Source organism: Desulfallas thermosapovorans DSM 6562 (assembly GCF_008124625.1).
GTDB classification, from domain to species: Bacteria; Bacillota; Desulfotomaculia; order Desulfotomaculales; family Desulfallaceae; genus Sporotomaculum; species Sporotomaculum thermosapovorans.
In genome coordinates this window covers 64,381-89,751 of the sequence record NZ_VNHM01000001.1, presented here as the reverse complement: position 1 = coordinate 89,751, position 25,371 = coordinate 64,381, and the positions used below count along the sequence as shown (strand labels likewise).

The 25,371-nt window shown below is 44.9% G+C and carries 23 protein-coding genes; 20 read left to right on the top strand and 3 right to left on the bottom strand.

The features are described 5' to 3' along the window. Positions 1 to 16 precede the first annotated feature (16 nt). From LX24_RS00445 to LX24_RS00405, 9 genes are all read left to right on the top strand, one after another. Complete coding sequence (locus LX24_RS00445) at positions 17 to 1,699, top strand: hydantoinase/oxoprolinase family protein (RefSeq protein WP_166510170.1); 1,683 nt, start codon at positions 17 to 19, stop codon at positions 1,697 to 1,699. Then, complete coding sequence (locus tag LX24_RS00440; RefSeq protein WP_166510411.1) at positions 1,699 to 3,054, top strand: histone deacetylase family protein; 1,356 nt, start codon at positions 1,699 to 1,701, stop codon at positions 3,052 to 3,054. The genes LX24_RS00445 and LX24_RS00440 overlap by 1 nt, the downstream gene beginning before the upstream one ends. A 6-nt stretch (positions 3,055 to 3,060) precedes the next feature. Then, positions 3,061 to 4,929: a DNA mismatch repair endonuclease MutL gene (mutL, locus tag LX24_RS00435; RefSeq protein ID WP_166510169.1), complete on the top strand. Its 1,869-nt coding sequence runs from the start codon at positions 3,061 to 3,063 to the stop codon at positions 4,927 to 4,929. A 15-nt stretch (positions 4,930 to 4,944) separates the two neighbouring features. Beyond that, the gene (locus LX24_RS00430; RefSeq protein WP_243131539.1) at positions 4,945 to 5,748 is read left to right on the top strand and encodes a class I SAM-dependent methyltransferase; all 804 of its coding nucleotides are present in this window, start codon (positions 4,945 to 4,947) and stop codon (positions 5,746 to 5,748) included. 12 nt (positions 5,749 to 5,760) lie between these two features. Beyond that, the gene (gene miaA / locus LX24_RS00425) at positions 5,761 to 6,717 is read left to right on the top strand and encodes a tRNA (adenosine(37)-N6)-dimethylallyltransferase MiaA (protein ID WP_166510168.1); all 957 of its coding nucleotides are present in this window, start codon (positions 5,761 to 5,763) and stop codon (positions 6,715 to 6,717) included. Between the two features lie 37 nt (positions 6,718 to 6,754). Further along, a complete protein-coding gene (gene hfq, locus LX24_RS00420) occupies positions 6,755 to 6,997 on the top strand; it encodes an RNA chaperone Hfq (protein ID WP_166510167.1) in 243 nt (80 codons plus the stop codon). Positions 6,998 to 7,158: 161 nt separating this feature from the next. After that, entirely contained in the window at positions 7,159 to 8,109 is a 951-nt protein-coding gene (locus LX24_RS00415; RefSeq protein WP_166510166.1) for an AAA family ATPase, read from the top strand. Between the two features lie 22 nt (positions 8,110 to 8,131). After that, on the top strand, positions 8,132 to 9,370 hold the full coding sequence (locus tag LX24_RS00410; RefSeq protein ID WP_166510165.1) for a methionine gamma-lyase family protein: 1,239 nt from the start codon (positions 8,132 to 8,134) through the stop codon (positions 9,368 to 9,370). 6 nt (positions 9,371 to 9,376) lie between these two features. Continuing rightward, positions 9,377 to 10,270 carry a selenium metabolism-associated LysR family transcriptional regulator gene (locus LX24_RS00405; protein WP_166510164.1) on the top strand — a complete coding sequence of 298 codons (894 nt, stop codon included), beginning with the start codon at positions 9,377 to 9,379 and terminating at the stop codon, positions 10,268 to 10,270. 65 nt (positions 10,271 to 10,335) lie between these two features. On the opposite strand, the gene lexA is transcribed toward LX24_RS00405, so the two are convergent. Continuing rightward, complete coding sequence (gene lexA, locus LX24_RS00400; protein ID WP_166510163.1) at positions 10,336 to 10,944, bottom strand: transcriptional repressor LexA; 609 nt, start codon at positions 10,942 to 10,944, stop codon at positions 10,336 to 10,338. Positions 10,945 to 11,113: 169 nt separating this feature from the next. Between lexA and LX24_RS00395 the strand changes: the two genes are divergently transcribed. From LX24_RS00395 to LX24_RS00345, 11 genes are all read left to right on the top strand, one after another. Further along, on the top strand, positions 11,114 to 12,808 hold the full coding sequence (locus tag LX24_RS00395; RefSeq protein WP_166510162.1) for a sigma-54 interaction domain-containing protein: 1,695 nt from the start codon (positions 11,114 to 11,116) through the stop codon (positions 12,806 to 12,808). A gap of 248 nt (positions 12,809 to 13,056) precedes the next feature. Continuing rightward, complete coding sequence (locus tag LX24_RS00390) at positions 13,057 to 13,899, top strand: fumarate hydratase (RefSeq protein WP_207706493.1); 843 nt, start codon at positions 13,057 to 13,059, stop codon at positions 13,897 to 13,899. Between the two features lie 26 nt (positions 13,900 to 13,925). Continuing rightward, positions 13,926 to 14,480 carry a Fe-S-containing hydro-lyase gene (locus tag LX24_RS00385; RefSeq protein ID WP_166510408.1) on the top strand — a complete coding sequence of 185 codons (555 nt, stop codon included), beginning with the start codon at positions 13,926 to 13,928 and terminating at the stop codon, positions 14,478 to 14,480. A 22-nt stretch (positions 14,481 to 14,502) separates the two neighbouring features. Further along, positions 14,503 to 15,615: an ADP-forming succinate--CoA ligase subunit beta gene (sucC, locus tag LX24_RS00380; RefSeq protein ID WP_166510161.1), complete on the top strand. Its 1,113-nt coding sequence runs from the start codon at positions 14,503 to 14,505 to the stop codon at positions 15,613 to 15,615. A gap of 27 nt (positions 15,616 to 15,642) precedes the next feature. Continuing rightward, positions 15,643 to 16,509 (top strand): succinate--CoA ligase subunit alpha, encoded by an 867-nt coding sequence (gene sucD / locus LX24_RS00375; protein WP_166510160.1) that lies wholly within the window; start codon positions 15,643 to 15,645, stop codon positions 16,507 to 16,509. A 33-nt stretch (positions 16,510 to 16,542) separates the two neighbouring features. Then, positions 16,543 to 18,210 (top strand): acyl-CoA mutase large subunit family protein, encoded by a 1,668-nt coding sequence (locus LX24_RS00370; RefSeq protein ID WP_166510159.1) that lies wholly within the window; start codon positions 16,543 to 16,545, stop codon positions 18,208 to 18,210. 18 nt (positions 18,211 to 18,228) lie between these two features. After that, complete coding sequence (locus LX24_RS00365; protein ID WP_166510158.1) at positions 18,229 to 18,630, top strand: cobalamin B12-binding domain-containing protein; 402 nt, start codon at positions 18,229 to 18,231, stop codon at positions 18,628 to 18,630. Positions 18,631 to 18,711: 81 nt separating this feature from the next. Continuing rightward, a complete protein-coding gene (gene mce, locus LX24_RS00360; protein WP_166510157.1) occupies positions 18,712 to 19,113 on the top strand; it encodes a methylmalonyl-CoA epimerase in 402 nt (133 codons plus the stop codon). An 18-nt stretch (positions 19,114 to 19,131) separates the two neighbouring features. Further along, positions 19,132 to 20,655, top strand: a complete 1,524-nt coding sequence (locus LX24_RS00355) for an acyl-CoA carboxylase subunit beta (protein WP_166510156.1) — start codon at positions 19,132 to 19,134, stop codon at positions 20,653 to 20,655. A 167-nt stretch (positions 20,656 to 20,822) separates the two neighbouring features. Further along, the gene (gene mdh / locus LX24_RS00350; RefSeq protein ID WP_166510155.1) at positions 20,823 to 21,749 is read left to right on the top strand and encodes a malate dehydrogenase; all 927 of its coding nucleotides are present in this window, start codon (positions 20,823 to 20,825) and stop codon (positions 21,747 to 21,749) included. Positions 21,750 to 21,791: 42 nt separating this feature from the next. Further along, positions 21,792 to 23,153, top strand: coding sequence for a pyruvate/oxaloacetate carboxyltransferase (locus LX24_RS00345; RefSeq protein ID WP_166510154.1), 1,362 nt, complete (start codon positions 21,792 to 21,794; stop codon positions 23,151 to 23,153). Positions 23,154 to 23,494: 341 nt separating this feature from the next. Here the strand turns inward: LX24_RS00345 and LX24_RS00340 are convergent, their stop codons facing one another. Both LX24_RS00340 and LX24_RS15340 read right to left on the bottom strand, forming a co-directional pair. Beyond that, positions 23,495 to 24,034, bottom strand: a complete 540-nt coding sequence (locus tag LX24_RS00340) for a DUF2179 domain-containing protein (RefSeq protein WP_166510153.1) — start codon at positions 24,032 to 24,034, stop codon at positions 23,495 to 23,497. A gap of 158 nt (positions 24,035 to 24,192) precedes the next feature. Beyond that, on the bottom strand, positions 24,193 to 25,332 hold the full coding sequence (locus tag LX24_RS15340) for a glycosyltransferase (RefSeq protein ID WP_341473550.1): 1,140 nt from the start codon (positions 25,330 to 25,332) through the stop codon (positions 24,193 to 24,195). Positions 25,333 to 25,371 lie beyond the last annotated feature (39 nt).

The window sequence follows — 25,371 nt, the reverse complement described above, 5'->3', positions numbered from 1 at the left end:
TCGGGGGTGTATAGATATGTATATCGGTATAGATGTGGGAGGTACCAGTACCAACGCGGTGCTCCTGAATGAGGGGTTGGTACGGGCTTCGGCTACAGTGCCCAGCAGTGAGGATATCATAACATCTTTATTGGATGCACTGGATAGGATCATGAAGGGTGTACCTGCAGAATTAATTGAGCGGGTTGTCTTCAGTACTACCTTGATTACAAATTTAATTGCGGAAAAAAAATATGACCCCGTGGGTTTGATACTAATACCCGGACCCGGTTTAAGCCACGTGCATTATAAGTATAACACAGATACTTTTATTATTTCGGGCGCCATGGATTACAGGGGGCGGGAAATCATACCCCTGAATGATAACGAAATTGAGAAAGCCATAAATAATTTAAACGCCAGAGGATATAAAAAGGTAGCCGTGGTTGGAAAGTTTTCCGTACGGAACAATAAGCATGAAAAAACGGTTGCTTCCAAGTTAGCAAGCTTACACCCGGACTGGCATGTGGAATTGGGACATCAGGTTGCCGGTCAACTAAATTTCCCACGACGGGTGGTTTCCACCATGTTGGCCTGTGCCACTAAGGATAAATATTCATTTTTTGTTGACTCGGTACAGGCGGCTCTATCCAGGCGAGGTATTGAGGGAGCGGTATATATACTTAAAGCTGATGGCGGTACCATGCCTCTCAACAAAGTATCCGGTGTGCCCATCGAGACTATCTTCAGCGGGCCGGCCGCCAGTACCCTGGGTGTGCAAGCACTGATACCGCCGGGGGAAACGGCGGTGGTGGTGGATATCGGTGGTACCACCACAGACCTGGCTTTAATACTAAGCGGCCAACCGTTGCTTTCCGCCAGGGGTGCCCCGGTTTATGACAACCTTACACAGGTCCGGGCCCTGGCCGTAAAATCTGTGGCTGTAGGCGGAGATAGTTTAGTGGAGCGGGTGGGTAAAGAAATTTTAGTTTATTCTGAAAGACTGGGGCCGGCGTTCTGCCTGGGTGGCCCAATGCCCACGCCAACAGATGCGTTAAGGGTGTTGGGATTGACCAGACTTGGCAGTCCTAAAAAAGCTACCGAAGCCATGGAGATGCTGGGCCAGCCACTGGGCATGAGTCCCAGTGAAGTGGCACAGAAGATAATTAATATGGTTATAGATGTAATTGTACAGGAAATTGAAGCTATGTTCATCCAATGGGAGCAGGAACCTGCTTACCGGGTCTGGGAAGTTTTGCAAAAGCGTAAGGAACGGCCGGATATGGTGGTAGGTGTGGGTGGCGGAGCTGCGGGCTTTATTACCCAAATAGCAGCCAGAATAGGGGCTAATCCGGTAATCCCACCTTACTCTCCGGTGGCTAATGCCATAGGGGCTGCTGTGGCGATACCTACAATCCAAATTAATTTGCGGGCGGATACGGAACAAGGCTACTACACTATTGAACAAGAAGGTTATCAGGGTAAAATAGAAAAGGATCCCTTTACAGAAGAAGATGCCCTGCTTTTAGCCGATGAATGGTTGAAAAAACGAGCGGAAAAGTATGGATTGGGTAATGCGGTGGAAAAAACTGAATATACCCGTCGGGATGTATTTACTATGGTACGCAACTGGATTACCACGGGGAGAATTTATGACATCAGCGTACAAACACCAAGGGGCATAATCGGTCATATCGGAGCGAGGGGTGGGTTTAAGTGATTAATAAAAAAACAGGCTTAATCTTCTTTCCTGCCTTTGACTGGGCTATTTCCCCCACTCACCCCGAAAGGGAAGAGAGGTTACTATACACCCGAGATCAAATTTTTGAAGAGGGTGTTATGGATTTACCCCAAATTCATGAATATGCACCCCGTCTAGCCTCTTTGCACGATATATCAAGAACGCATTTTTGTGTGCCTATGGTGCAAAGCCAGGTCACCGAGGCCCACCTGATTGCCGCCGGGTCTACGCTGCAGTTAGGGGATAGTATTGTAAACGGGGAAATCAGAAACGGATTTGCCATGGTTCGCCCGCCGGGTCATCATGCCATGCGTGTTGTGCACGGAAATCGAGGTTTCTGCAGCATTAACAACGAAGCAGTTCTGGTTGAATACTTGCGGCGCCGTCATGGTATAAAAAAAATAGCCATTGTTGATTCAGACGCCCATCATGGTGACGGTACCCAGGATATTTTTTATCATGATCCCGATGTTTTATTCATATCATTCCACCAGGATGGTCGTACCATTTTTCCGGGTACGGGTTTTACCCACGAACTGGGTGGCCCCGGGGCCTACGCTAAAACGCTTAATGTGCCCCTGCCTCCGGGCACCGGAGACGAGGCCTTTATGTATGTGGTAGATAACTTGGTATTGCCTGTGGTGAAGGATTTTCAGCCGGAGATTATCATTAATTCAGCGGGACAGGATAATCACTATACCGATCCTTTGGGTAGCATGAGGTTCACTGCCAGGGCCTATGCCGATTTTACTAAAAAATTGCAACCACATTTGGCTGTTTTGGAGGGTGGTTATGCTATTGAAACAGCTTTGCCCTATATTAATCTGGCCATAATCCTAGCCCTGGCCGATGTGGATTATTCCAATGTTATGGAACCCGATTACTGGCCGGGGAGATTTAAGGAGAGCCCGGAAAGGATAGCACAGGTACAGCGCATGGTGGAGCAGTTATTGGAATCCTGGGCTAATAAAGATAAAGTGGATTTACCCAATGTATTTGGTAATGATAAATATTACCAGCGCAAAAAGTTTATCTATTATGATACCGATTATATTGAAGAGGAGCAATTTGAAAAGGTACGTATGTGCCCCGATTGTCCGGGTTATATCATTATCAAGTCCCGGGGCGAAAGGGGTTACAGGGCGCCGATTAGAATTTATGCTGTTTCCATACCTTTTCAGGCTTGCCATGCTTGCCAAAGCGAGGCATATGATATTTACGAACAGGCTAAAAAACAAAAAGAATGCGAATATGTTTATATGCAAGATAAATCCACTGATACTTGCATGTATTATGATAAAGTAAAGGGACAGGAATGGGTAACGGAAGGGTAAGAAGAAATGCCAAGAATATATTTGTTAAGTGAACATACCGCTTGTCGTATCGCGGCGGGTGAAGTAATTGAGCGACCTGTTTCCATTGTCAAGGAATTGGTGGAGAATTCACTGGACGCCGGGGCTAATATAATTAATATTGCCATTACCGGTGGGGGCATTGAGGCCATTGAGGTTGTTGATAACGGTTGCGGTATAAGCCAGGAGGATACCCCCCTGGCTTTTCAGCGTCATGCTACCAGTAAAATTAAAAGTATTGCAGATCTGAACTGCATTAATACTCTGGGTTTCAGGGGAGAAGCGCTGCCCAGTATTGCCGCAGTGGCAAGACTATCCATCAAAACTCGGGTGCCGGAAAATAATATGGGATACCATATGGTTATTAAAGGCGGCCAAGTGCTGCGAAAGGAACCGGTCGGTTGTCCAGTGGGTACGCTCATCAATGTGCAGGACATATTCTACAATACTCCCGCACGCCGTAAACATTTGAAATCCAAGTCCACCGAAGGTGGACTAATTGCTGATATGGTGTATAAAATGGCCCTCATCAGGCCCCAGACCAGATTTATTTTTAGCCATAACGGTCGGGAAATTTTCCGTTCCCCGGGATCAGGTAATACATTGGATGTGTTGGCCTCGGTTTATGATGTCCGCACGGCCAACATGATGCTGGCAATTAACAACCAAGAGCAAGATATTAAAGTAGAAGGCTATATTAGTAAGCCGGAATTAAGCCGTAGTACACGGCAGCAAATTACCGTGGCAGTTAATGGCCGTGTTGTCCGGAGCAGGTCGATTAATAACGCCCTTATAGAAGCATACCGGGGGAAATTAACTGCCGCCCGCTATCCGGTGGCGGTTTTGTTAATCTGGCTCCCGCCTGATAAAATAGACGTAAATGTACATCCCGCCAAGATGGAAGTTAAACTATCCAATGAGGAGCACTTGCAATTATTGATTACGGATGCGGTGCGTAGAGCTTTAAGAGAAACCGGTCTTATTCCCCATCCTGTAAAAATGCCTGCCACCAGCGAGCCTTTTGTTCTAAATCTCCCTTCCCCTGCGAACCAGCATAAGGTATCTAATAAGGGACAGGCTGGAGCGGGGAATGGTAACAGTTTAAAGGAAAGGGTTGCCGCAAGTTATGTTCCGGCCTGTGATCAGCAGGCACCGGCGGGCTCAAGCTCAAGTGGAAATAAGGATGAACTTGGTGCCACAGTAACCTTGCCTTCAAAGGCTGATGATCATCATTCCGACCAGTTGGCTGAGGTTGCTGAAAGTTATAAGGAAAACCCTGCCTTCCCGGATCTACGAATTGTCGGGCAGTTATTGAATGCTTATATTCTAGCCCAGGCAGCCGATGGTTTATTTATTATTGATCAGCATGCCGCCCATGAACGCGTATTATTTGAAAAGTTTTTCAAACAATTGTCTGTACCCAATCCCCAGGTGCAGTATTTATTAAAGCCGGTTAATATCAATTTAAGGTTACATGAACAAGAACTGCTTAAGGAATATGCAGTTGAACTGCGGGCAGTGGGTTTTGTTTTTGAAGATTTCGGACAAGGGAGCCTGTTATTGCGTGGTATACCAGCGGAATTTCCCCCCGGACAGAGTGAACAATTGCTGGCGGATGTGGCAGAGTCTATCATGGAGCAAGGAAAGATAAGCAGTGCCAAAACCAAACATGCCCTGGCCTCACTGTTGGCTTGTAAAGCGGCAATTAAAGCCGGGGAAAGACTTTCCACGGAAGCGATGGAAGCACTTGTGGCACGGCTGGCCGGGGCCGGCGAGCCGTATACTTGTCCCCATGGCCGTCCCACCGTGGTTTCGTTCACCCGTCGAGAACTGGATGTTATGTTTAAACGTACTTAACCGGAGGGGTTATATTTGATAGCACAAAATGGCCGGTGCGGCATTGTAACCACATCCTTGAAACCCCGTGCAAAGCAATGGGATCGGGCAGAAATAATCAGCGCGGAAACAGGTTTTCCTTTAGTACCAAGGGGTAAGAAAACCATACAAGAATTGGCTGAAGAATGGCACGCAGAACATGTAATAGTGGTCAAAGACCAGCAAATAACTTGCATTACCGGTGATTCAGAACTTTTTTTCCACCCCAGTATGGCTATTCTGCGTATAAAAGAAATACGATCGGGTAAAAATGATACGATGATCAATGCCATGGGTTTAAAACCCGGTGAAAAGTTGTTGGATTGCACACTGGGTTTGGGTGTGGATGCTGTTGTGGCCAGTTTTGTGCTCGGAAAAGAGGGGTTGGTAGTAGGGTTGGAATCATCCCCAATTATAGCTTCCATTGTGCGGGCAGGTTTGCATAGTTATAAAAGGGCAGCTAAGGCTATACAAGAGGCCATGGAACGTATAGTGGTGGTCAATGCCGACCATCGTACTATCCTTGATACCATGCCCCCCAACAGCTTTGACGTGGTTTATTTTGACCCCATGTTTCGCCGCCCGGTGTTGAAATCAAGCGCTATAAATGCCCTCAGACCACTGGCTGATACACGTTTGTTAATTCCCGAGGTGATTGATGCGGCATTGCGGGTGGCGAGGCGACGAGTGGTGGTTAAAGATAACAAAGAGGCACATGAACTAATTAGGTTGGGTTTTAGTCGTATCGAAGGGGGAAAACACTCCCAGGTGAAATATGGTATTATGATTAAGAAAGAATGATTGGGGATGTGTATGAAAAATAATAATAAAATACCGCTTCTGGTTATTGCGGGTCCTACGGCCACCGGGAAAACTGAGGTTGCCGTAGAGGTGGCCGACAGGTTAAATGGTGAAGTAGTATCAGCAGATTCAATGCAGATATATCGTTTTATGGATATCGGCACTGCCAAACCTACTGTTGAGGAAACCAGAGGGGTGCCCCATCATTTAATAAATATTGTTGACCCCGATGTTAATTTTACCGCGGCGGTTTTTCAGAATTTAGCAAGGAAGGCCATAGCAAATATCCACAACCATGGCAGTGTGCCGCTTTTGGTGGGCGGTACCGGTTTTTACATAGATGCGGTAATTTATGATTATGATTTCAGCGGTGTAGGGGCGGATGAGGAACTTCGCAAGTCATTAAAACGGGAGGCTGAACAAAAGGGAAATGAAGCTGTGCATAAATTGCTTGAAACAGTTGATCCAGTAACGGCAGCCCGTATTCATGTGAATGATCTTAAAAGAATCATTCGGGCTTTGGAAATATACCACCAAACCGGTAATGCGGGTGCTATGTTTCGTAACAATAACAAGCTGCCCTATCCGGATTATGATATATTATTTATTGCACTTTATTACCAGCGGGATATACTATATAAACGAATAGAAACACGGGTCGATAAGATGATAGAAAGTGGTTTGGTGGACGAGGTACAAAGCTTATTAAACGCCGGGTACCATCGCAATCTAATCTCTATGCAGGGCCTGGGATACAAGGAAATTGCCGGCTATTTATACAATGAATATTCCTTGGATGAAGCGGTACAGCTATTGAAAAAAAATACCAGGCGATTTGCCAAGCGACAGTTGACTTGGTTTAGGCGATATAGTAGTATCAAATGGATAGATATGGAGAAGTATGATACAATAAAACGTGTTGCAGATGTAATTGAGCATCTAATGTCCGGAATTATTAAGAATCGTTAGAAAAAAAAGGTACAAAAATACCAACGGAGGGAATTATATGACAAAGGCTCAAATAAATTTACAGGACGCATTTTTAAACCAGGTAAGGAAAGATAATATACCGGTGACCATTTTTTTGATTAATGGTTTTCAATTAAAAGGTATGGTTAAAGGTTTTGATAATTTTACAGTTATTATGGAAAGCGACGGCAAACAAATGATGGTTTACAAACACGCCATTTCCACAGTTAGTCCCATGAAGCCTGTTAATACATCTTTTTCGGAGGTTAAACCCGTCTAAAGATATATACGGACAGTGTTTTAAACTTATACATTGCGTGTCCGTTGACAGGTTTTTTGTGTTTTAACCTTGTCTCTCTAATAAGAGAGACTTTTAATTTTTAGTCAGGTTAACCTGACCGGGCGCATAGAAATTAATATAACGCCCGGTGAGGTGATTGAATGGTTAAAATCAAAATGTGGCATACATCCGGGGGGAAAGGTCAGCTTACCCAACGCGATGCTTTAAACACTGATAAAAATATGTTAATATCTGAAAAGCATGGCACCAAGGCTGGCGATTTGGATAATAAAGTTAATGAAATTAGAAAAGAGCTTGATTCTCTGGTCGGCTTAAACAATGTGAAGAAGCATATTGGCGAAATATATGCATATATGGAAATACAAAAACGCCGTTCCAGGGAAAAATTACATACTGAGTCCCAGGTGCTGCATATGGTGTTCAAAGGAAATCCCGGCACTGGTAAAACCACCGTAGCCAGAATACTGGGCAAATTATTCCGAGAAGCGGGCATCTTACCCAAAGGGCACCTGGTGGAGGTGGAAAGGGCAGATTTGGTGGGGGAATACATTGGCCATACAGCTCAAAAATCCAGAGAACAGATTAAAAGATCCCTGGGGGGTATTTTATTTATAGATGAAGCCTATTCTCTGGCAAGAGGCGGTGAAAAGGACTTTGGCAAGGAGGCCATCGATACCATCGTCAAGGGCATGGAGGACAACAAAGATAATTTAATAATTATTTTAGCCGGTTACAGGGAGGAAATGAACAAGTTTATGCAAACCAACCCGGGTTTGCGTTCCCGGTTTCCTATACACATAAATTTTCCCGATTATAGCACGGATGAATTGCTGGCTATAGCTGATATGATGTTACAACAAAGGCAGTATAAATTATCAAGCGGGGCAAGGGAAGAGTTAAGGATGATTATTGAAGCCGTGCCCAGGTTGCATGAGCATAATGGCAATGCCAGATTGGTGCGTAACTTAATAGAAAGGGCTATGCGTGTACAGGCGGTGCGACTTATGGATCAAGAGCAGATAACCAGGGAAGATTTAATGGTTTTAACCAGGGAGGATATGGTTGGGGCACGCGATAGTGTGCGAAATTAAATACAAGCCAAGGAGTGGACATGTGCAATTGAAAGATTTAACAGCTATTGCTGCCGAAGTGGATAGAAAAGTTGAAGAAATATACGGTGCACTAAAGCCCGTGGAACATGCAAATCACGCCAAGGTACTGAATGCCTTTGTGGAAGCACGGGTCAGCACTTATCATCTTAAGGGCTCAACAGGATATGGTTATGATGACGATGGCCGTGAAACCCTGGAGGAAATGTTTGCCAGGATTTTTGGCACTGAGGCCGCCCTGGTAAGGGGGCAGATCGTCAGCGGCACCCATGCCATAGCCCTGTGCTTATATGGGGTGTTGAAGAACGGTGATACATTACTAACTGTACAGGGCAAGCCCTATGATACCTTAGAGCAAATAATTGGCGCGGGGGCTACCATCGAGGGTTCACTGTCTAGCATGGGGGTACGTTACCGGCAACTTGAATTGTTGTCTGATTATGGACTGGACTGGTCAAGTATAGACCAGGCATTGCGGCAGCCTGTAAAAATGGTGCTGTTGCAACGTTCCTGCGGTTACAGCACCAGGCCGTCCCTTAATATGAAACAGTTGGACAAGCTTTGCCGGTTTATAAAGGACAGGCAGCCGGATACCATTATCTTTGTAGATAATTGTTACGGTGAATTTGTCGAGGAGTCGGAACCAACTGAACATGGTGCTGATTTAATTGCCGGTTCGCTAATTAAGAACCCGGGGGGGGGATTGGCGCCTACCGGTGGTTATGTAGCTGGAAAACAATCACTGGTACGGTTGGCAGCCGGGCGTTTAACCGCCCCGGGTATCGGGTCTGATGTGGGGCCTACATTGGGCTGGCAGCGCCTTTTATACCAGGGATTATATATGGCCCCGCATGCTGTAATGGAAGCATTGCGCGGAGCTATCTGGGGGGCATGTTTTTTTCAGGAACTGGGGTTTGAGGTTTTTCCCACTCCAGAAATGTCCCGTACAGATATTATCCAAGCTGTGGTCTTGGGTTCTGCGGAACGATTGCAAGCATTTTGCCGGGGGGTCCAGGGTGCTTCGCCGGTGGACAGCCATGTTGCGCCGGTTCCAGCTCCCATGCCCGGCTATGCCCATTCGGTCATTATGGCCGCAGGTACCTTTGTGCAGGGCGCTTCGTTGGAATTTACCGCTGACGCGCCGGTGCGGGAACCATACGTGGCATATTTTCAGGGCGGCCTGTCGTTAAATTATACAAAAATAGGCTTGATACGAGCGGCCGCGGAAGTTTTACGGCGGTGATAATTGATGAATTTTAAGCAATTGGAAGCATTTGTGCGGGTAGCTGAACTGCAAAGTTTTACAAGAGCTGCCAGGCAGATGTTTATGAGCCAGCCCGCTGTTAGTTTTCAGATCAAAGCTTTGGAAGAGGACCTTAGCATCACTCTTTTTCAGCGCAGTGAAAGAAAGGTTACCCTGACAGAGGCCGGCAGGTTGCTTTATCCCGAGGCTAAACAGATGCTGGGCCATTATGATAAGATCAGGGCTGGATTGGATGCCTTGCGGGGCCTAAAGTCAGGGCACCTTCTGATAGGTGCCAGCACCATACCGGGGGAATACCTTCTGCCCGGTATAATCGGCTCTTTTAGGTCTAAATATCCCGGAGTGCGGGTGAGCCTGCGCATTGCAGGTAGTGGTGATGTGGTTAGGATGGTGCAAGAAAGGGATATCGACCTGGGTGTAGTGGGTGCCGCCGGGCAGCAGGATAATGTGCATTTTGAAAAATGGCTTGATGATGAACTGGTGTTGATCGTTCCCCCGCATCATCACTGGTCGGGGAAAAGTGTAGATATTTCCCGTTTAGCAGGTGAAAACCTGATATTACGGGAAGAAGGTTCAGGCACTAGAAAATCCATATTTGATATACTGGCTAAACAAGGCTTATGTTTAGATAAATTAAAAACAGAAATAGAACTGGGCAGTACCCGGTCAGTAATTAGTGCAGTGCAGGCAGGCATGGGTATAGCCTTTGTTTCCCGTTGGGCGGCCACTGATGTAATCGAGGCCGGTAAAGTGGGTGAAGCCAGGTTAAAGGGCGTTAACATGACCCGCAGTTTTTACCTGGCCCAGTTTCATCCTGGTATTACTAATTACGCAGCCGATACCTTTATTGCAATGTTGAAGGAATACAGCGGTACTTAACGTTTGAAGTATTATATAGAACTCCTTATTGACTGGTGTAATAAGGAGTTCTTGTTGCCACTTATCTAAAACTTTCTTACCAGGCCGACCACCTTGCCCAGTATTTGTACTTCCTTTACTAGTATAGGTGCTAATCGAGAGTTTTCTGGTTGCAACCTTATATGATCATTTTCCTTAAAAAACCTCTTGATAGTTGCTTCCTCTTCGATTAACGCAACGGCTATATCTCCGTTCTCTACACTGGGCTGGCGTCTGACCAGCACAAGGTCTCCCTCTAGAATACCAGCTTCAATCATACTGTCGCCCTTTACTTTGAGCATAAAAGATTCGCCATGCCCCACAAAATCCACTGGTAAAGGAAATACGTTCTCACAGTTTTCCAACGCTAGTAAAGGTATTCCGGCGGCAACCCGGCCCAGCACCGGTACGGGAATCATTTCCTTGTAGGGTTTGCCTTGAGCATATATTACTTCAATGGCCCTGGGTTTGGCAGGGTCTCTTCTAAGCATTCCCTTTTCCTCTAATCGTCGTAGATAGCCATGTACAGTGGAACTTGACTTTAAACCCACCGCTTGACCAATTTCCCTCACCGAAGGTGGATATCCCTTGCTTTCTATATTGTGTTGAATAACACTCAAAATATCTTCTTCGCGTTTACTCAGGTTATCTTTCAATATCAAACAACACCTTTCGAAATATATAACAATTATATCATATAAAAAAGATTAGTAAACGCTTGTTCGCAAAGTTGAATTTTATTATTTAGAAGGGTTTTTTGACTTAATCGTCGAACTTATCTGAACAATAGAAAATTATTTACTGATCTTGAGAAGGTGGTGAACTATGCAAAGGGTAGTTATTATCGGTATAGGGGATGATGGAGCGTCTGTTTATAGCTTATTGAAAAATATTGAGGATGTGAAGATAGTATGCTTGTTTAAAACAGGCGCGGAAAAGAAGACAGTGGATTTATGGACCAATGAGAATGTGAAAATTTTGGATATAGAAAAACTCCCCGAAATAAAAAATATAGATGTAATTATCAATACAGTTGGCAGCAAAGAAGTGAACAATTTTATCAAAGGAATCAGTGGTTCAGTATCAGTTGTTGAGACCAGCGCGGTAAATATAATGTTACGGCTTTTTAGGGAAAAAGAGGAACTTTTGCAAATCAAAAGAATCCAGGGGGAACTGTCCACTATATTAAACTCCGTGCAGGAAGCCGTTGAAGTGGCGGATAATAACGGAGTGGTTAAATACGTAAACCCGGCCTTTACTCGGATCACCGGGATTCCGGGGGAACAAAGAATTGGAAAAAACGTATTTGATATATCACCGGATGGCGCACTGGCTATGGCGCTAAAAACCGGAAAAAATATTTTCGGCCACCGTGTCCGGGTGGGAGGAAGTAATGCAGAGGTGGTAAGCAATGCTTCGCCTATTATCGTGGATGGTAACTTGGAAGGGGCGGTGGTGGTATTTCAACATTTTACTGATGTGATGAAGCTTATGGATGAACTGCGTCACCACACCACAATGATTGAAAATCTATATGATAAGTTAGGCCAGGTAACCACCTGCAAGTACAGTTTTGCAGATATTTTAGGTAACAGCCCGGATTTAAAGAAAAGTATTCAAGTAGCCGAAAGGGCGGCTCGTAGTAATTCAACGGTGCTTTTGTTGGGGGAAAGCGGTACTGGTAAAGAGCTTTTTGCCCATGCGATACATTATGCCAGCTCAAGGCGGGAGAAGCCTTTTATTAAAGTTAATTGTGCTGCTATCCCGGAGAATCTTTTGGAAAGTGAATTTTTTGGCTATGCTAAGGGCGCTTTTACAGGCGCAACCAAATCTAAAATTGGAAAATTTGAATTGGCCAACGGAGGAACAATTTTTCTTGATGAAATTGGTGATATGAATTTGATTCTACAAGGCAAGCTGCTGCGTGTTTTGCAAGAAATGGAGTTTGAAAGGGTGGGTGGCAACCAAACCATTCGTGTTGATGTTCGTGTAATTGCGGCCACCAACAGAAATCTACCTCAATTGATTAGGTCGGGAAAATTCAGGGAGGATTTGTACTATAGACTTAATGTTGTGGAAGTAACAATACCTCCTTTACGGGTTCGCAAAGAGGATTTACCTATATTAGTCAACCATTTAATCATTAAGTTAAATCGCAAGCTGGGTAAGAAAGTTAAGGGGTTAACCCCGGATGCCGAAGAAGTGTTATACAGTTATGATTGGCCGGGTAATGTACGGGAATTGGAGAACGTGGTGGAAAGGGTAATGGTTACCGTCGATGAAGATGTGCTGTCCAAGAAAAATTTTATTCAACATGTCAGCCAACTTAAAACAACGCCGGAGAGGGACATGGAACTAATACCTATCGACAGGATGGAACAAATATTAATAAGTAAAGCCCTCGCCAAGTATGGAAATACAGTTGAGGGTAAACGGAGGGCGGCACAGGCCTTAAATATATCTTTAGCCACTTTATACAATAAAATTAAAAGGGCGAAATTTGAAAATTCAAACGTTTAGAAAAAATTTAAAAAATTTAGATTTAAATTAATTCTTTATACTCCATTGGTTCAATGGATATGGTTCTAAAAATTAAAAAATTATTGCTTAATTTGCTCTAATTGTACTTTTTAAAAATAAAATATGTTAGAATTTTATTGGCAGGCTTTATGATGGTGGCATTGGTGATTATTGGAATTAATTATCTGATGGCACAAATATTGCTTGTTTAATGTCAATATACCGTCTTAACGAGGGAGGGGATTATCATTAAAACAATTAATGCTGCCAATATATCACAAGCGGTGGCCAAGCTTTGCATGGAAGCCAACTATTTTCTGGGGCGGGATATGATAGAAGCTCTGCAACAAGCTTATGAACAGGAAATTTCTTTGACCGGTAAAGAGATTATTCAGCAAATTATTGATAATGCTGGTATAGCCAAATCGGAAGAAGTTCCCATGTGTCAAGATACCGGCTTTGCAGTGGTTTTTGTAGAGTTAGGACAGGATGTACATATCGAAGGAGGTTCTCTGGAAGACGCTATCAACGAGGGTGTCCGCAGGGGATATACTGATGGTTTCCTGAGAAAATCCATAGTTGGACATCCGTTGGATCGAGTAAATACCGGTGACAATACACCCGCTGTGATACATTTAAAACTGGTATCGGGTGATAAATTGAAAATAACCGTGGCTCCCAAGGGGGGCGGCAGTGAAAATATGAGTGCCATAAAAATGCTCAAGCCCGCTGAAGGAGTAGAAGGGGTAAAGAAGTTTGTTATTGATACTGTAATGGCGGCAGGGCCCAACCCGTGCCCGCCCATTATTGTAGGTGTGGGAATAGGCGGGACATTTGAAAAAGCAGCCTTGCTGGCCAAGGAGTCGTTATTGAGGCCGGTGGGCAAGCCAAATGCTAGGCCGGAAATTGCTGAATTGGAAAAGGAACTTCTAGTTAGTATAAATAATCTCGGCATTGGACCCCAGGGCCTGGGTGGACGTATCACTGCCCTTGCCGTGCATGTGGATGTTTATCCCGCCCACATAGCCAGCCTGCCCGTGGCGGTCAATATTAATTGCCATGCCAGCAGGCATAAAGAAGTTATATTATAGGACAGTGGGGGGGAATAAGTATGGCTATGACTAAGATTAAATTGACCACACCTGTTTCCGATGACGTTCTGGAAAAGTTGCGTATTGGTCAAAAGGTGTTGTTAAACGGTGTCTTGTATACCGGAAGAGATGCCGCGCATAAAAAACTGGTGGAGTTGCTGGATAATGGCCAGGAATTGCCTATAGATCTGAAGGGACAGATTATATATTATGTAGGTCCGTCCCCCGCCAAGCCCGGGCAAATTATAGGTTCCGCCGGTCCTACCACCAGCGGCAGAATGGATTTATATGCTCCCAAGCTTATAGCGCTGGGCTTAAAAGGAATGGTGGGCAAGGGTAAACGTTCCCCAGAGGTAATAAAGGCGATAAAACAATATAAAGCAGTATATTTTGCAGCTGTTGGGGGTGCCGCCGCTCTTATCAGCAAAAGCATCAAGAAATGTGAAGTGGTGGCTTACCCGGAACTTGGCCCGGAAGCGATTCATCGTCTGGAAGTTGTGGATTTTCCGGTGATCGTAGTTAACGATACCCTGGGCGGGGATTTATACGAAGAAGGCTCTAAAATATACGCAATAAGATAAAAAATACAAGGGAGGATAAGTTGTGAAACTATTTGAGTACATGGGCAAAGATCTTTTTTCATCCTTTGGTATAACCGTGCCCCGTGGCAGGATGGTGTCCGACTCCGACGAGGCAGCCAAAGTGGCAGGAGAAATCGGCGGTACGGTGGTGGTAAAATCACAAATTCTGGCCGGTAAAAGGGGCAAAGGTGGTGGCATTAAATTTGCCGATAACCCTGATGAGGCCAGAGAAGCGGCAGACCAGGTGTTATCAATGGTTCTAAACGGCCATAAGGTTGAAAAGGTACTGGTGGAGGAAAAAATCCAAATCGATAAGGAGTTATATCTAGCCATTACCATCGATGGCTCCGCTAAAAAACCAGTTATTATAGCTTCCGCTCAGGGGGGCATGGATATAGAGGAAGTTCCCGATGAATACATTATTAAACAGCATATTGATATAACCATGGGAGTCTACCCGTTTATGGCCCGGGAAATAGGAAGACAGCTAGGGCTAACTGGTCAGGTCAGCAAAGAATTTAATCGTTTACTGCCTTTGCTATATAAGATGTTCAGGGAAAAGGATGCGGAACTGGTGGAAATTAACCCCTTGGTAATAAGTGGTGACAAGTTGATTGCTGCGGATTCCAAGGTTACCATCGATGATGATGCACTGTTCCGGCAAAAGGATATTCCTTATGTGGAAGATCGTACAAATATTGAAAAGCAAGCCCACGATTTGGGATTGGCATTCGTGGAACTGGACGGCAATATTGCCGTCATGGCTAATGGCGCCGGAATGTCCATGGGAAGTTTGGATACTCTGGCCTACTACGGTGGCAAACCGGCTAATTTTTTGGATGCCGGTGGCGGTACCGGTGTGGAGGGTACTGCGAAGGCTATAGAATTATTGCTGCAAACCAATCCCAAGGTAATCTTTATTAATATTTTTGGTGGCATAACCCGTTGTGACGATGTGGCCAATGCTCTTATTCAAGTGAAAAAGGCCAAGGAGATTCCTGTCCCTGTGGTAATCAGGTTAGTGGGTACCAACGAAGAAGAAGGGGTCAGAATCATTAAGGAAAACGGTATGGAAGCTTATAAAGTAATGCAGGAAGCCGCAGCCAAGGCCGTGGAAATAGCAAACGCTAATTAACGTGCATTAAAAAGGAGTGTTAATATAGTGGCCATTATAATCAACGAAAATACCAATGTTATTGTGCAAGGGATTACAGGTAACCAGGGCAGGTTTCACGCCCGCCAGATGATTGCTTACGGCACCAAAGTTGTAGGTGGGGTTTCCCCCGGTAAGGGTGGCCAAGAGGTGGAAGGCACCCCGGTGTATGATACTGTTTTTGCAGCTTGTGCGGAGCAAAAGGTGGATGCCTCGGTATTATTCATACCGGCTCCCTTTGCCAAGGATGCGGCTTTTGAGGCTATAACAGCGGGGGTTAAAGTTCTGGTTATTGTAACCGAACATATTCCCGTACATGATGAAATGGAGATAGTTGAATACGCTCGCCGTAAGGGAACAACTGTGATAGGTCCGAACACTTTTGGTATTGTATCCTCCGGAAAATGTAAAATCGGTATTCCACCTAACCAATTCTTCGTTGAGGGACCAATTGGCGTTGTAGCCCGTAGCGGGACGTTAACCTATGAAATTGTAGGTAATCTGACAGCCAATGGTTTCGGTCAATCAACGGTAGTTGGCCTGGGCGGTGATAGGGTTGTGGGACTGTCTTTTGTGGATGTTTTAGAAAAGTTTGAAAAGGACCCGGAAACCAAAGCTGTAGTTTTGGTCGGGGAAATCGGCGGTAATGCCGAGGAAGAAGCATCCTTGTATATCAAGGAAATGACCAAGCCGGTAGTGGCTTATATTGCCGGTAAAAGTGCACCGCCCGGGAAACGAATGGGGCATGCCGGTGCCATCATTGAAAGGGGCAAAGGAACTTTTAACGGCAAAGTGGAGGCACTGCAAGCGGCAGGTGCCAAAGTGGCCACCCTGCCCTTTGAAGTACCCGGTTTACTGCGCCAAGTATTAAAATAATCCCCTCGATTGTCTGTAAAAGGAGGAGATAGCTTGTTTGAGAAGGATGTGCTTGAAAGTATTAAGGAACAAAGGCAAAAATATAACATAAAACTGGAAAAACTAACTGCCAAAAGACCGGAGCGGCAGCCTGAATTCGTCACTGACTCGGGCATTGCTATCAACACAGTTTATACACCCGAAGATATAGCCGGTCAAAAACCAGATGACCTGGGTTTTCCCGGTGAATACCCGTACACCAGGGGTGTGCAGCCCAATATGTACCGGGGTCGTCTATGGACCATGAGGCAATATGCCGGGTTTGGCACCGCCGAGGAGACCAACAAGCGGTTCCGTTATCTGTTGGAACAGGGGCAAACCGGTCTCAGTGTGGCATTCGACTTACCCACTCAAATTGGTTATGATTCAGATGACCCGCTTTCTATGGGTGAGGTTGGCAAGGTGGGGGTTGCCATTGATTCACTGCTGGATATGGAAACTCTCTTTGATCAAATCCCCCTGGATAAAGTGAGCACTTCCATGACCATAAACTCCCCGGCCGCCATTTTGCTGGCTATGTACATTGCCGTGGCGGAAAAACAGGGGGTAAAGCAGGAACAGCTAAAAGGAACTATCCAGAACGATATATTAAAGGAATACGTGGCCCGGGGAACTTACATTTTCCCACCCGAGCATTCCATGCGTCTCATCACCGATATATTTGCCTATTGCGCTAAAAACGTCCCCAGTTGGAACACAATCAGCATCAGCGGTTATCACATCAGGGAGGCCGGGTCCACAGCCGTACAGGAAGTGGCCTTTACCCTGGCGGATGGTATAGCCTATGTACAGGCTGCTATCGATGCCGGTTTGAATGTGGACGATTTTGCACCGCGCTTGAGTTTCTTCTTTAACGCGCACCTGAATTTCTTTGAGGAGATTGCCAAGTTCCGGGCGGCTCGCCGGCTTTGGGCCAAAATTATGAAAGAGCGATTCGGTGCCCAAAATGCCAAGTCCCTGATGCTGCGTTTCCATACCCAAACCGCTGGCTGTACATTGACAGCTCAACAGCCCGATGTCAATATTATGCGCGTGGCTTACCAGGCTTTAAGCGCTGTGTTGGGCGGCACCCAGTCCTTGCACACCAACTCCCGGGATGAGGCTCTGGCCCTGCCCAGCGATAGTTCCGTACTAATTGCCTTGAGGACCCAGCAGGTCATTGGGTATGAAATAGGCGCGGCGGATACTGTGGATCCCCTTGGTGGTTCTTATTTTGTGGAGAATCTAACCAATGAAATAGAGCAAAAGGCTTATGAGTATATCAAGAAAATTGACGATTTGGGCGGGGCGCCCAAAGCCATTGAGTTTATGCAAAAAGAAATTCATACCAGCGCTTATAAGTATCAAAAAGATATTGAAAACGGTACCAAAGTTGTCATCGGCGTTAATAAGTTTCAAATGCAAGAAGACCGGCCTAAGGATTTGCTCAAGGTCGATCCCCTGGTTGGCCAGAGACAGGCGGATAAATTGGTAAAACTACGTGCAGAGCGCGATAACGAAAAAGTGCAAAAACTACTTAATGATATTAAAGGGGTAGCTGCAACCGGCGAGAACTTAATGCCCTATTTTATTGAAGCTGTCAAGAATTACGCAACATTAGGTGAGATTTGCGGTGTGCTGAGGGGTGTTTTTGGCGAATACCAGCAACAAATCGTTTTTTAGTCGAGGAGGAATGCGTGGATGAGCGGAAAACCAATCAGAGTGCTGGTGGCAAAACCTGGTTTGGATGGCCATGACAGAGGGGCCAAGGTGATTGCCCAGGCCCTGCGTGATGCCGGCATGGAGGTTATCTATACTGGATTGCGCCAGACACCGGATCAGATAGTTGGCGCAGCGCTGCAGGAAGACGTGGCGGTTGTAGCTCTTAGTTGCCTCTCCGGTGCTCATATGCACCTGTTCCCCGCCGTGGTGGAAGGGTTGCGCAAGCAAAACGCGGATGATATTCTGGTGCTGGGCGGTGGTATTATTCCTGATGAAGATATCCCCGAATTAAAGAGTAAAGGAATAGCCGAAATATTTACACCGGGGACCAGTACACAGACCATCATAGAGTACATTGAAGGCAAGGTTGGCAAAGCCTGAAAAAGGTTACAATGTAATGTAAAGAGAAATAAAAGCACAATGCTTTAGAAATGTATTTTATGATATGAGGAGGGTGCGCCGGTGGTTAAAAAAATAGACCATATTGGAATAGCTGTAAAAAACCTGGCAGCGGCCAAGGAATTCTATGAAAAAGTTCTGGGCCTTAAGGTTACCGAAGAAGAAGTGGTGGAGGATCAAAAGGTCAAGGTAGCTTTTATCCCCACCGGTGACAGTGAAGTGGAGTTATTGGAGAGTACTACGCCGGACGGTCCCATAGCCCGCTATATTGAGAAAAACGGTGAAGGTATTCAACACGTTGCCTTCCGGGTGGACAATTTGGAAGAGAAACTGGCCCAACTTAAATCACAGGGTATAAGATTAATCGATGAAAAACCCAGGCGGGGGGCCGGTGGCGCAAAAATAGCTTTTCTGCATCCCAAGGCAACCCATGGCACATTGGTTGAATTGTGTGAACGCGATTAGAGGGGAGTTGGCAAAGTAATGAGTATGCAGGAAAAGCTTAAACAGTTACAGGCGCTAAGGGAGAAGGTTCAGGCCGGCGGTGGTGAAAAAAGAATAACCAAACAGCACAGTGCGGGTAAAAAAACCGCCCGGGAGAGAATTGATTATATTTTTGATCCCGACACTTTTAAAGAAATAGATGTATTTGCCGGGGATCCTAACAAAAACCCCGGTGAAGGCGTGGTTACCGGGTATGGACTGGTAAATGGCCGGAAGGTGTATATTTATGCTCAAGATTTTACCGTAACGGGTGGTTCGCTAGGTAAAATTCATGCCCAAAAGATTTGCAAAGTGCTGGATTTAGCAATGCGCACCGGTGCCCCGGTAATAGGTTTAAACGATTCGGGCGGGGCGCGCATTCAGGAAGGTGTGGATGCTTTAAACGGCTATGGTGAAATCTTCTTCCGTAATACTATAGCTTCGGGAGTTATTCCCCAATTATCCGTTATCATGGGACCATGTGCAGGGGGTGCTGTTTACTCACCAGCTTTGATGGACTTTATATTTATGGTGGAAGGGACTTCCCAAATGTTTATTACCGGGCCGCAGGTGATAAAGGCTGTTACTGGTGAGGAAGTTTCCATGGAGCAACTGGGCGGAGCCTTGACTCACAACCAAACTAGCGGTGTCGCGCACTTTATGGGCGAGAATGAAGAGCATTGCTTGGATATGGTCAAAGAACTGTTGAGTTACCTGCCTTCCAATAACCGGGAGCAGGCACCATGTTACGAGGCCAATGAACCCTCAATCAAGCGCGATGAATTGCTCAATATTGTTCCGACCCAGCCCAATATGCCTTATGATGTGAAGAAAGTTATTTTAGCAGTTGTTGATGGTAGTGATTTCCTTGAAGTATTACCATTATACGCAAAAAACGCGGTTATCGGTTTTGCCAGAATTAACGGCCAATCAGTGGGTGTTGTGGCCAACCAACCGGACTTTTTAGCCGGGTGTCTTGATATCAATGCTTCGGATAAAATTAGCCGCTTTGTAAGGTTCTGTGATGCTTTTAACATACCACTGGTAACATTTATGGACGTACCCGGATTTCTGCCCGGGACAGCCCAGGAATTTGGTGGTATAATAAGACACGGTGCTAAAATGTTATATGCTTATTCAGAAGCTACGGTACCCAAAATAACCGTCATATTACGCAAAGCCTATGGGGGCGCTTACCTGGCTATGTGCAGCAGTTCGTTGCGGGCGGATATGGTTTATGCGTGGCCCACTGCAGAGATTGCGGTTATGGGGCCCGAAGGTGCGGTTAATATAATTAACCGTAATGAGATTGCCAACGCCGAAAATCCTGTGGAGGAAAGAAATCGTCTGGTGCAGGAATACCGCGATAATTTTGCTAACCCCTATGTGGCCAGTGCCAGGGGTTTTGTAGACGATGTTATTGACCCTCGGGATACCAGGGAAAAAATTATTGACGCTTTGGGTGCCCTGAATAGCAAACAGGAAAGCCGTCCCCGGAAAAAGCATGGTAATCTACCTGTATAGAGAAAATAGGACATACCTCCCCAACAAGGGGGTATGTCCACATTACAGTACTGCTTAAGGGAGGGGTTTGACAGACATTTTTTAATGGATACCCTAGCTGATTTCTTGAAAGTTTGGCAATAGTAAACGCCTAATAAGTAAACGCCTAATAACGGGAGGTTAAGAAATTGAAAAGAAACAAAATAACTATTATCGGAGCCGGTAATGTTGGTGCTACATGTGCTCACTGGGCGGCGACCAAAGAGTTAGGCGATATCGTTTTAATGGATGTCGTGGAAGGGATACCTCAAGGTAAAGGTCTTGATTTGCAGGAAGCTGCGCCCATTGAAGGTTATGACATAAATATCATGGGCACCAATAATTATGAGGATACAGCCGGTTCCGACGTGGTGGTTATCACAGCCGGTATCGCCCGCAAACCGGGTATGAGCCGGGATGATTTAGTAAATACCAATGTAAAAATCGTTAAATCATGTGCAGAACAGGCGGCCAAATACTCGCCCAATGCTTTTATCATTGTGGTAACTAATCCCCTTGACGTCATGGTGTATGCTGCATACAAGGCCAGCGGATTTCCTGCCAACCGCGTGTTTGGTATGGCGGGTGTTTTGGATTCAGCGCGCTTCCGCACCTTTATCGCACAGGAATTGGGTATATCTTATAAAGATGTCAGTGCCTTTGTTCTTGGTGGGCATGGTGACGATATGGTGCCCCTGGTGCGTTACAGTTATGCTGGAGGCATTCCCATTGAAAAATTAATCCCGAAGGAACGAATTGAGGCCATTGTTGAGAGGACCAGAAAGGGCGGTGCGGAAATAGTCAACTACTTAAAAACGGGCAGTGCCTTTTATGCACCCGGTGCTTCAGCAATAGAAATGGTAGAAGCCGTATTAAAGGATAAAAAGCGTATATTGCCCGTGGCTGCTTATTTAAACGGCGAATACGGTGAAAAGGAGATATATCTCGGTGTACCTGCCATTATTGGCGGATCCGGGGTCGAAAAAATCATTGAGGTGGACTTAACCGAAGAGGAAAAGGCTGCATTACAGAAGTCCATACAGTCGGTCAGGAAGGTAATGACCGTGGTGGATTAGATGCCCCTGTATAATTACAATATGACCGGGGAGGTTATAAAGATGGGAGAAACCAGGCGAGTAAAAATAATGGACACAACAATGCGGGACGGGCATCAATCTTTGTTGGCTACCCGTATGCGTACCGAACATATGCTGCCTATTGCGGAAAAAGTGGAGCAAGTTGGTTTCCATGCCGTTGAAATATGGGGCGGCGCTACTTTTGATTCCTGCATGCGTTTTCTCAACGAAGATCCATGGGAAAGACTGCGCACGGTTAGACGTCACTTTAAAAACAGTAAGCTACAAATGCTGCTGCGCGGCCAAAACGTGGTCGGCTATAAACACTATGCAGACGATGTGCTGGAAGAGTTTATTAAGAGAACGGTGGATAACGGCCTCGATATCTTTAGAATTTTTGACGCGCTAAATGATACCCGTAATATGGAAAAGGCCATTGAGTTTGTTAAAAGAGAAGGTGCTCATGCTCAGGGTACAGTTGTTTATACCATCAGCCCGGTGCATGACTATGATTTTTATATGCGCACAGGTGCTGAACTTAAGGAAATGGGTGTTGACTCGCTCTGCTTGAAAGATATGGCGGGTATATTAGCCCCCCAGCCCGCTTACGATATTATCAAGGGTTGGAAAGAAAAGCTTGGCATTATGGTGCAACTACATTGCCACTACACCAGTGGTATGGCCTCCATGACCTATCTGAAAGCTGTTGAAGCCGGTGTCGATGTTCTTGACTGTGCCATATCCACCATGGCTTTGCAGAGTTCACAGCCATCCATCGAGAGTATGGTAGCAGCCCTTAAGGATACTCCCTATGATACTGGATTGGATCTGGAATTACTCTCGGAAATTGCTGAATACTTTAAGGAAGTTCGCACCCATTACGCTGAATTTGATAACGCCAGCTGCAGCCCGGATACCAATGTGTTGACCTACCAAATCCCAGGTGGTATGATTTCCAACTTTATCAATCAGCTCAAAGAGCAAAATGCCCTGGATAAACTACCTCAAGTTTTGGCTGAAGTACCCCGAGTGAGGGAAGATTTTGGATACCCGCCGCTGGTTACCCCCTCCAGTCAGATTGTGGGTTCCCAGGCGGCGTTAAACGTGCTGCTTGGAGACCGTTACAGAATAGCCACCGATGAAGTCAAAAATTATATGCGCGGTTATTATGGACGCCCTCCCGCGCCGGTGAATGAAGAGGCCCGCAAGAAGATCATTGGCGATGAAGAACCCATCACTTGCCGTCCGGCGGACTTAATTGAACCGGAGTTGCCCAAGGCACGCGAAGAATGCAAAGATTATATGGAAAAAGAGGAGGACATTGTGTCGGTTGCTTTGTTCCCGCAAGTTGCTCCTAATTTTCTTAAGGAAAGAAAGAAGAAAAAGGAAGCCAACCAACAATAAAAAAGTAATATATAATACTATATACAAGAACAAACAAAAAACGATGAACAAAAAAGACCCTTTTGGGGTCTTTTTTGTTTTTTTTTCATTAAATCAAAATAAAATCAAAATAAGTTAAACATTTTAAGACAATAGGCTAAAGTAAAGTTTATTTTTATACTTTACATGACTATTTACTGTTAAACTATCATCTATATGAGTGATTTGCGTGGAGAAATTTTCATGAATTTCATAAATATATTACAGGAATATATTACAGGCAATGATGAGAAAGGAGCTCAGGGCGATAAAAAACGTTATTTTACTTCCGATAATAGATATTATGTAAACTACTTCTTGCTCTACTTACCTTTCTTGATTGGGAAAACACCTCCATGAATGCGTTTGGCGTCAGAAACGTTAAAGAACATATCCGGGCAGATTTGATCGATGATGTTCAACGCCTTATTAAAGTCTTTTCTTTTAATAAGTACGAATAAGATAATCCTTTCACCGTCTCTACCACAACCGGTAACACTGGTTACGCCGAATCCGGCTTGGCGCATTTGATTTACAACTTCATTTACCAGACTGTGGGGCGGATATAATTGAATTGATAAAAAGCCCATGGCTAACCGCTCTTCAATTAAGCTCCCTATGTAGTTACCGGTAGCGAAACCTCCAGCATAGGCTATTACTTTGCCCGGGTCATCCAGACCGCCTTTTAATACCTCATTTAATGCCAGCACAAATACCGATACTTCAAAAAAGCCTATCACAGCGGCTAAAACGCGGCGATCTCGCATTAACATCAAGATGCGTATGACGTCCAGGGACATATCAATCACCCTGGCGGTGAATATAAATAAGTATCCGTATATTATCGGCAACCATTGCTCCATAACTATCAACCATCCTTTCAAACTCCAAGTGCTTAAAGTTTGTGCTGTAATGCTAATATCTATGTCGTTATTACAAGGTTATCCGGATTATGGTTATTTAAAATGGGAACACGTAGGTGTTCCCACTAAATGCGGTTTTTAGCCTTATTGAATTCAATCTAACTTAGTTTTCCTATTTTATATTTTTTATTGTTATTACACTTTTCTATTACGTTATAATAATGGTTTAATAATTGCTGAGCACATCGTGTTGATGAGATATACTCGGCATTATTAAAGGCATTTTGACTCATTATACTCCATAAGTCCTCATCATGTAGAAGTAATTTCACCTTGCCGGCAAATTCACTTATATCCAGACCGGTTAAGAAACCATCGACATTGTCTACCACCATTTCAGATATACCAAAAGCCTTAACTGCTACCGTCGGTAACCCTGCTGCCTTGGCCTCACCCACCACTAACCCCTGGGTTTCAGTAACCGATGCAAAAACAAAGATGTGAGCACTGTTATATGCCTTGGCTATTTCCTCTTTGGATAAGGTACCGGTAAAGATAACTTTATTTAGGATGCCTAATTCCTTTGCTGAATTAACCAGCGCTTCCTTTTCAGGACCGCTACCAACCAACACCAATGTAGTTTGCGGGTATTCTAAGTTGATTTGACTAAAACTTTTTAATATAAATGAAAAATTTTTTTCTTTACCAAGTCTACCTACAGATATTAAAATTTTTTCGGTTGGTCCAATATTAAATTTTTTATACAACCAGCGTTTTTCTTTCGTTCTGAAACTATCGATATTAATGCCGGTAGGCAAAGCTTGTATTTCCGTTTTAACTCCCCACCTTTGTAAGTGGTCACCAATTATACCGGTGGGTACTATTACCAGGTCGCAATGGTTACAAAAATCAGCACAATACTTTCTTGTAATTCCTTTGGTTATGTTTTGACCGATGGGCACATAATGAACATACTGGTCATAAAGTGTATGAAAGGTGAAAACAAGCGGTATGTTTAATTTTTTGGCGCACCGTGCCCCCAGGCGTCCCAGCAAAAAAGGCGAATGAACGTGAATAACATCCAGGCCTAGTTTTTTTAAAGTGGGGCGTAAACGTATTGAAAACGGTACAGCCAGGGCATAATCATGATTTGTCGGTGCCGGTATGGACGAAAACCGGAAAACCTTTTTTTCATGCAAATGCTCTTGATGATGATTCGGATACTCAGGTGCAAAAATATATATTTCGTGACCAAGAGCCTGTAGTTCCTCGGAAAACGTTTCAATTGACCGGACCACGCCACTGGTGTACGGTCGGTAACTGTCAGTAAAAATACC

Bases quoted from the DNA above. Each gene is read 5' to 3' on its own strand.
- LX24_RS00395 (WP_166510162.1), top strand. From the start codon at position 11,114: ATGCAAAGGGTAGTTATTATCGGTATAGGGGATGATGGAGCGTCTGTT.
- mutL (WP_166510169.1), top strand. From the start codon at position 3,061: ATGCCAAGAATATATTTGTTAAGTGAACATACCGCTTGTCGTATCGCG.
- LX24_RS00445 (WP_166510170.1), top strand. From the start codon at position 17: ATGTATATCGGTATAGATGTGGGAGGTACCAGTACCAACGCGGTGCTC.
- hfq (WP_166510167.1), top strand. From the start codon at position 6,755: ATGACAAAGGCTCAAATAAATTTACAGGACGCATTTTTAAACCAGGTA.
- miaA (WP_166510168.1), top strand. From the start codon at position 5,761: ATGAAAAATAATAATAAAATACCGCTTCTGGTTATTGCGGGTCCTACG.
- LX24_RS00415 (WP_166510166.1), top strand. From the start codon at position 7,159: ATGGTTAAAATCAAAATGTGGCATACATCCGGGGGGAAAGGTCAGCTT.
- LX24_RS00365 (WP_166510158.1), top strand. From the start codon at position 18,229: ATGAGCGGAAAACCAATCAGAGTGCTGGTGGCAAAACCTGGTTTGGAT.
- LX24_RS00340 (WP_166510153.1), bottom strand. From the start codon at position 24,034: ATGGAGCAATGGTTGCCGATAATATACGGATACTTATTTATATTCACC.
- LX24_RS00405 (WP_166510164.1), top strand. From the start codon at position 9,377: ATGAATTTTAAGCAATTGGAAGCATTTGTGCGGGTAGCTGAACTGCAA.
- LX24_RS00355 (WP_166510156.1), top strand. From the start codon at position 19,132: ATGAGTATGCAGGAAAAGCTTAAACAGTTACAGGCGCTAAGGGAGAAG.
- LX24_RS00345 (WP_166510154.1), top strand. From the start codon at position 21,792: ATGGGAGAAACCAGGCGAGTAAAAATAATGGACACAACAATGCGGGAC.
- LX24_RS00385 (WP_166510408.1), top strand. From the start codon at position 13,926: ATGACTAAGATTAAATTGACCACACCTGTTTCCGATGACGTTCTGGAA.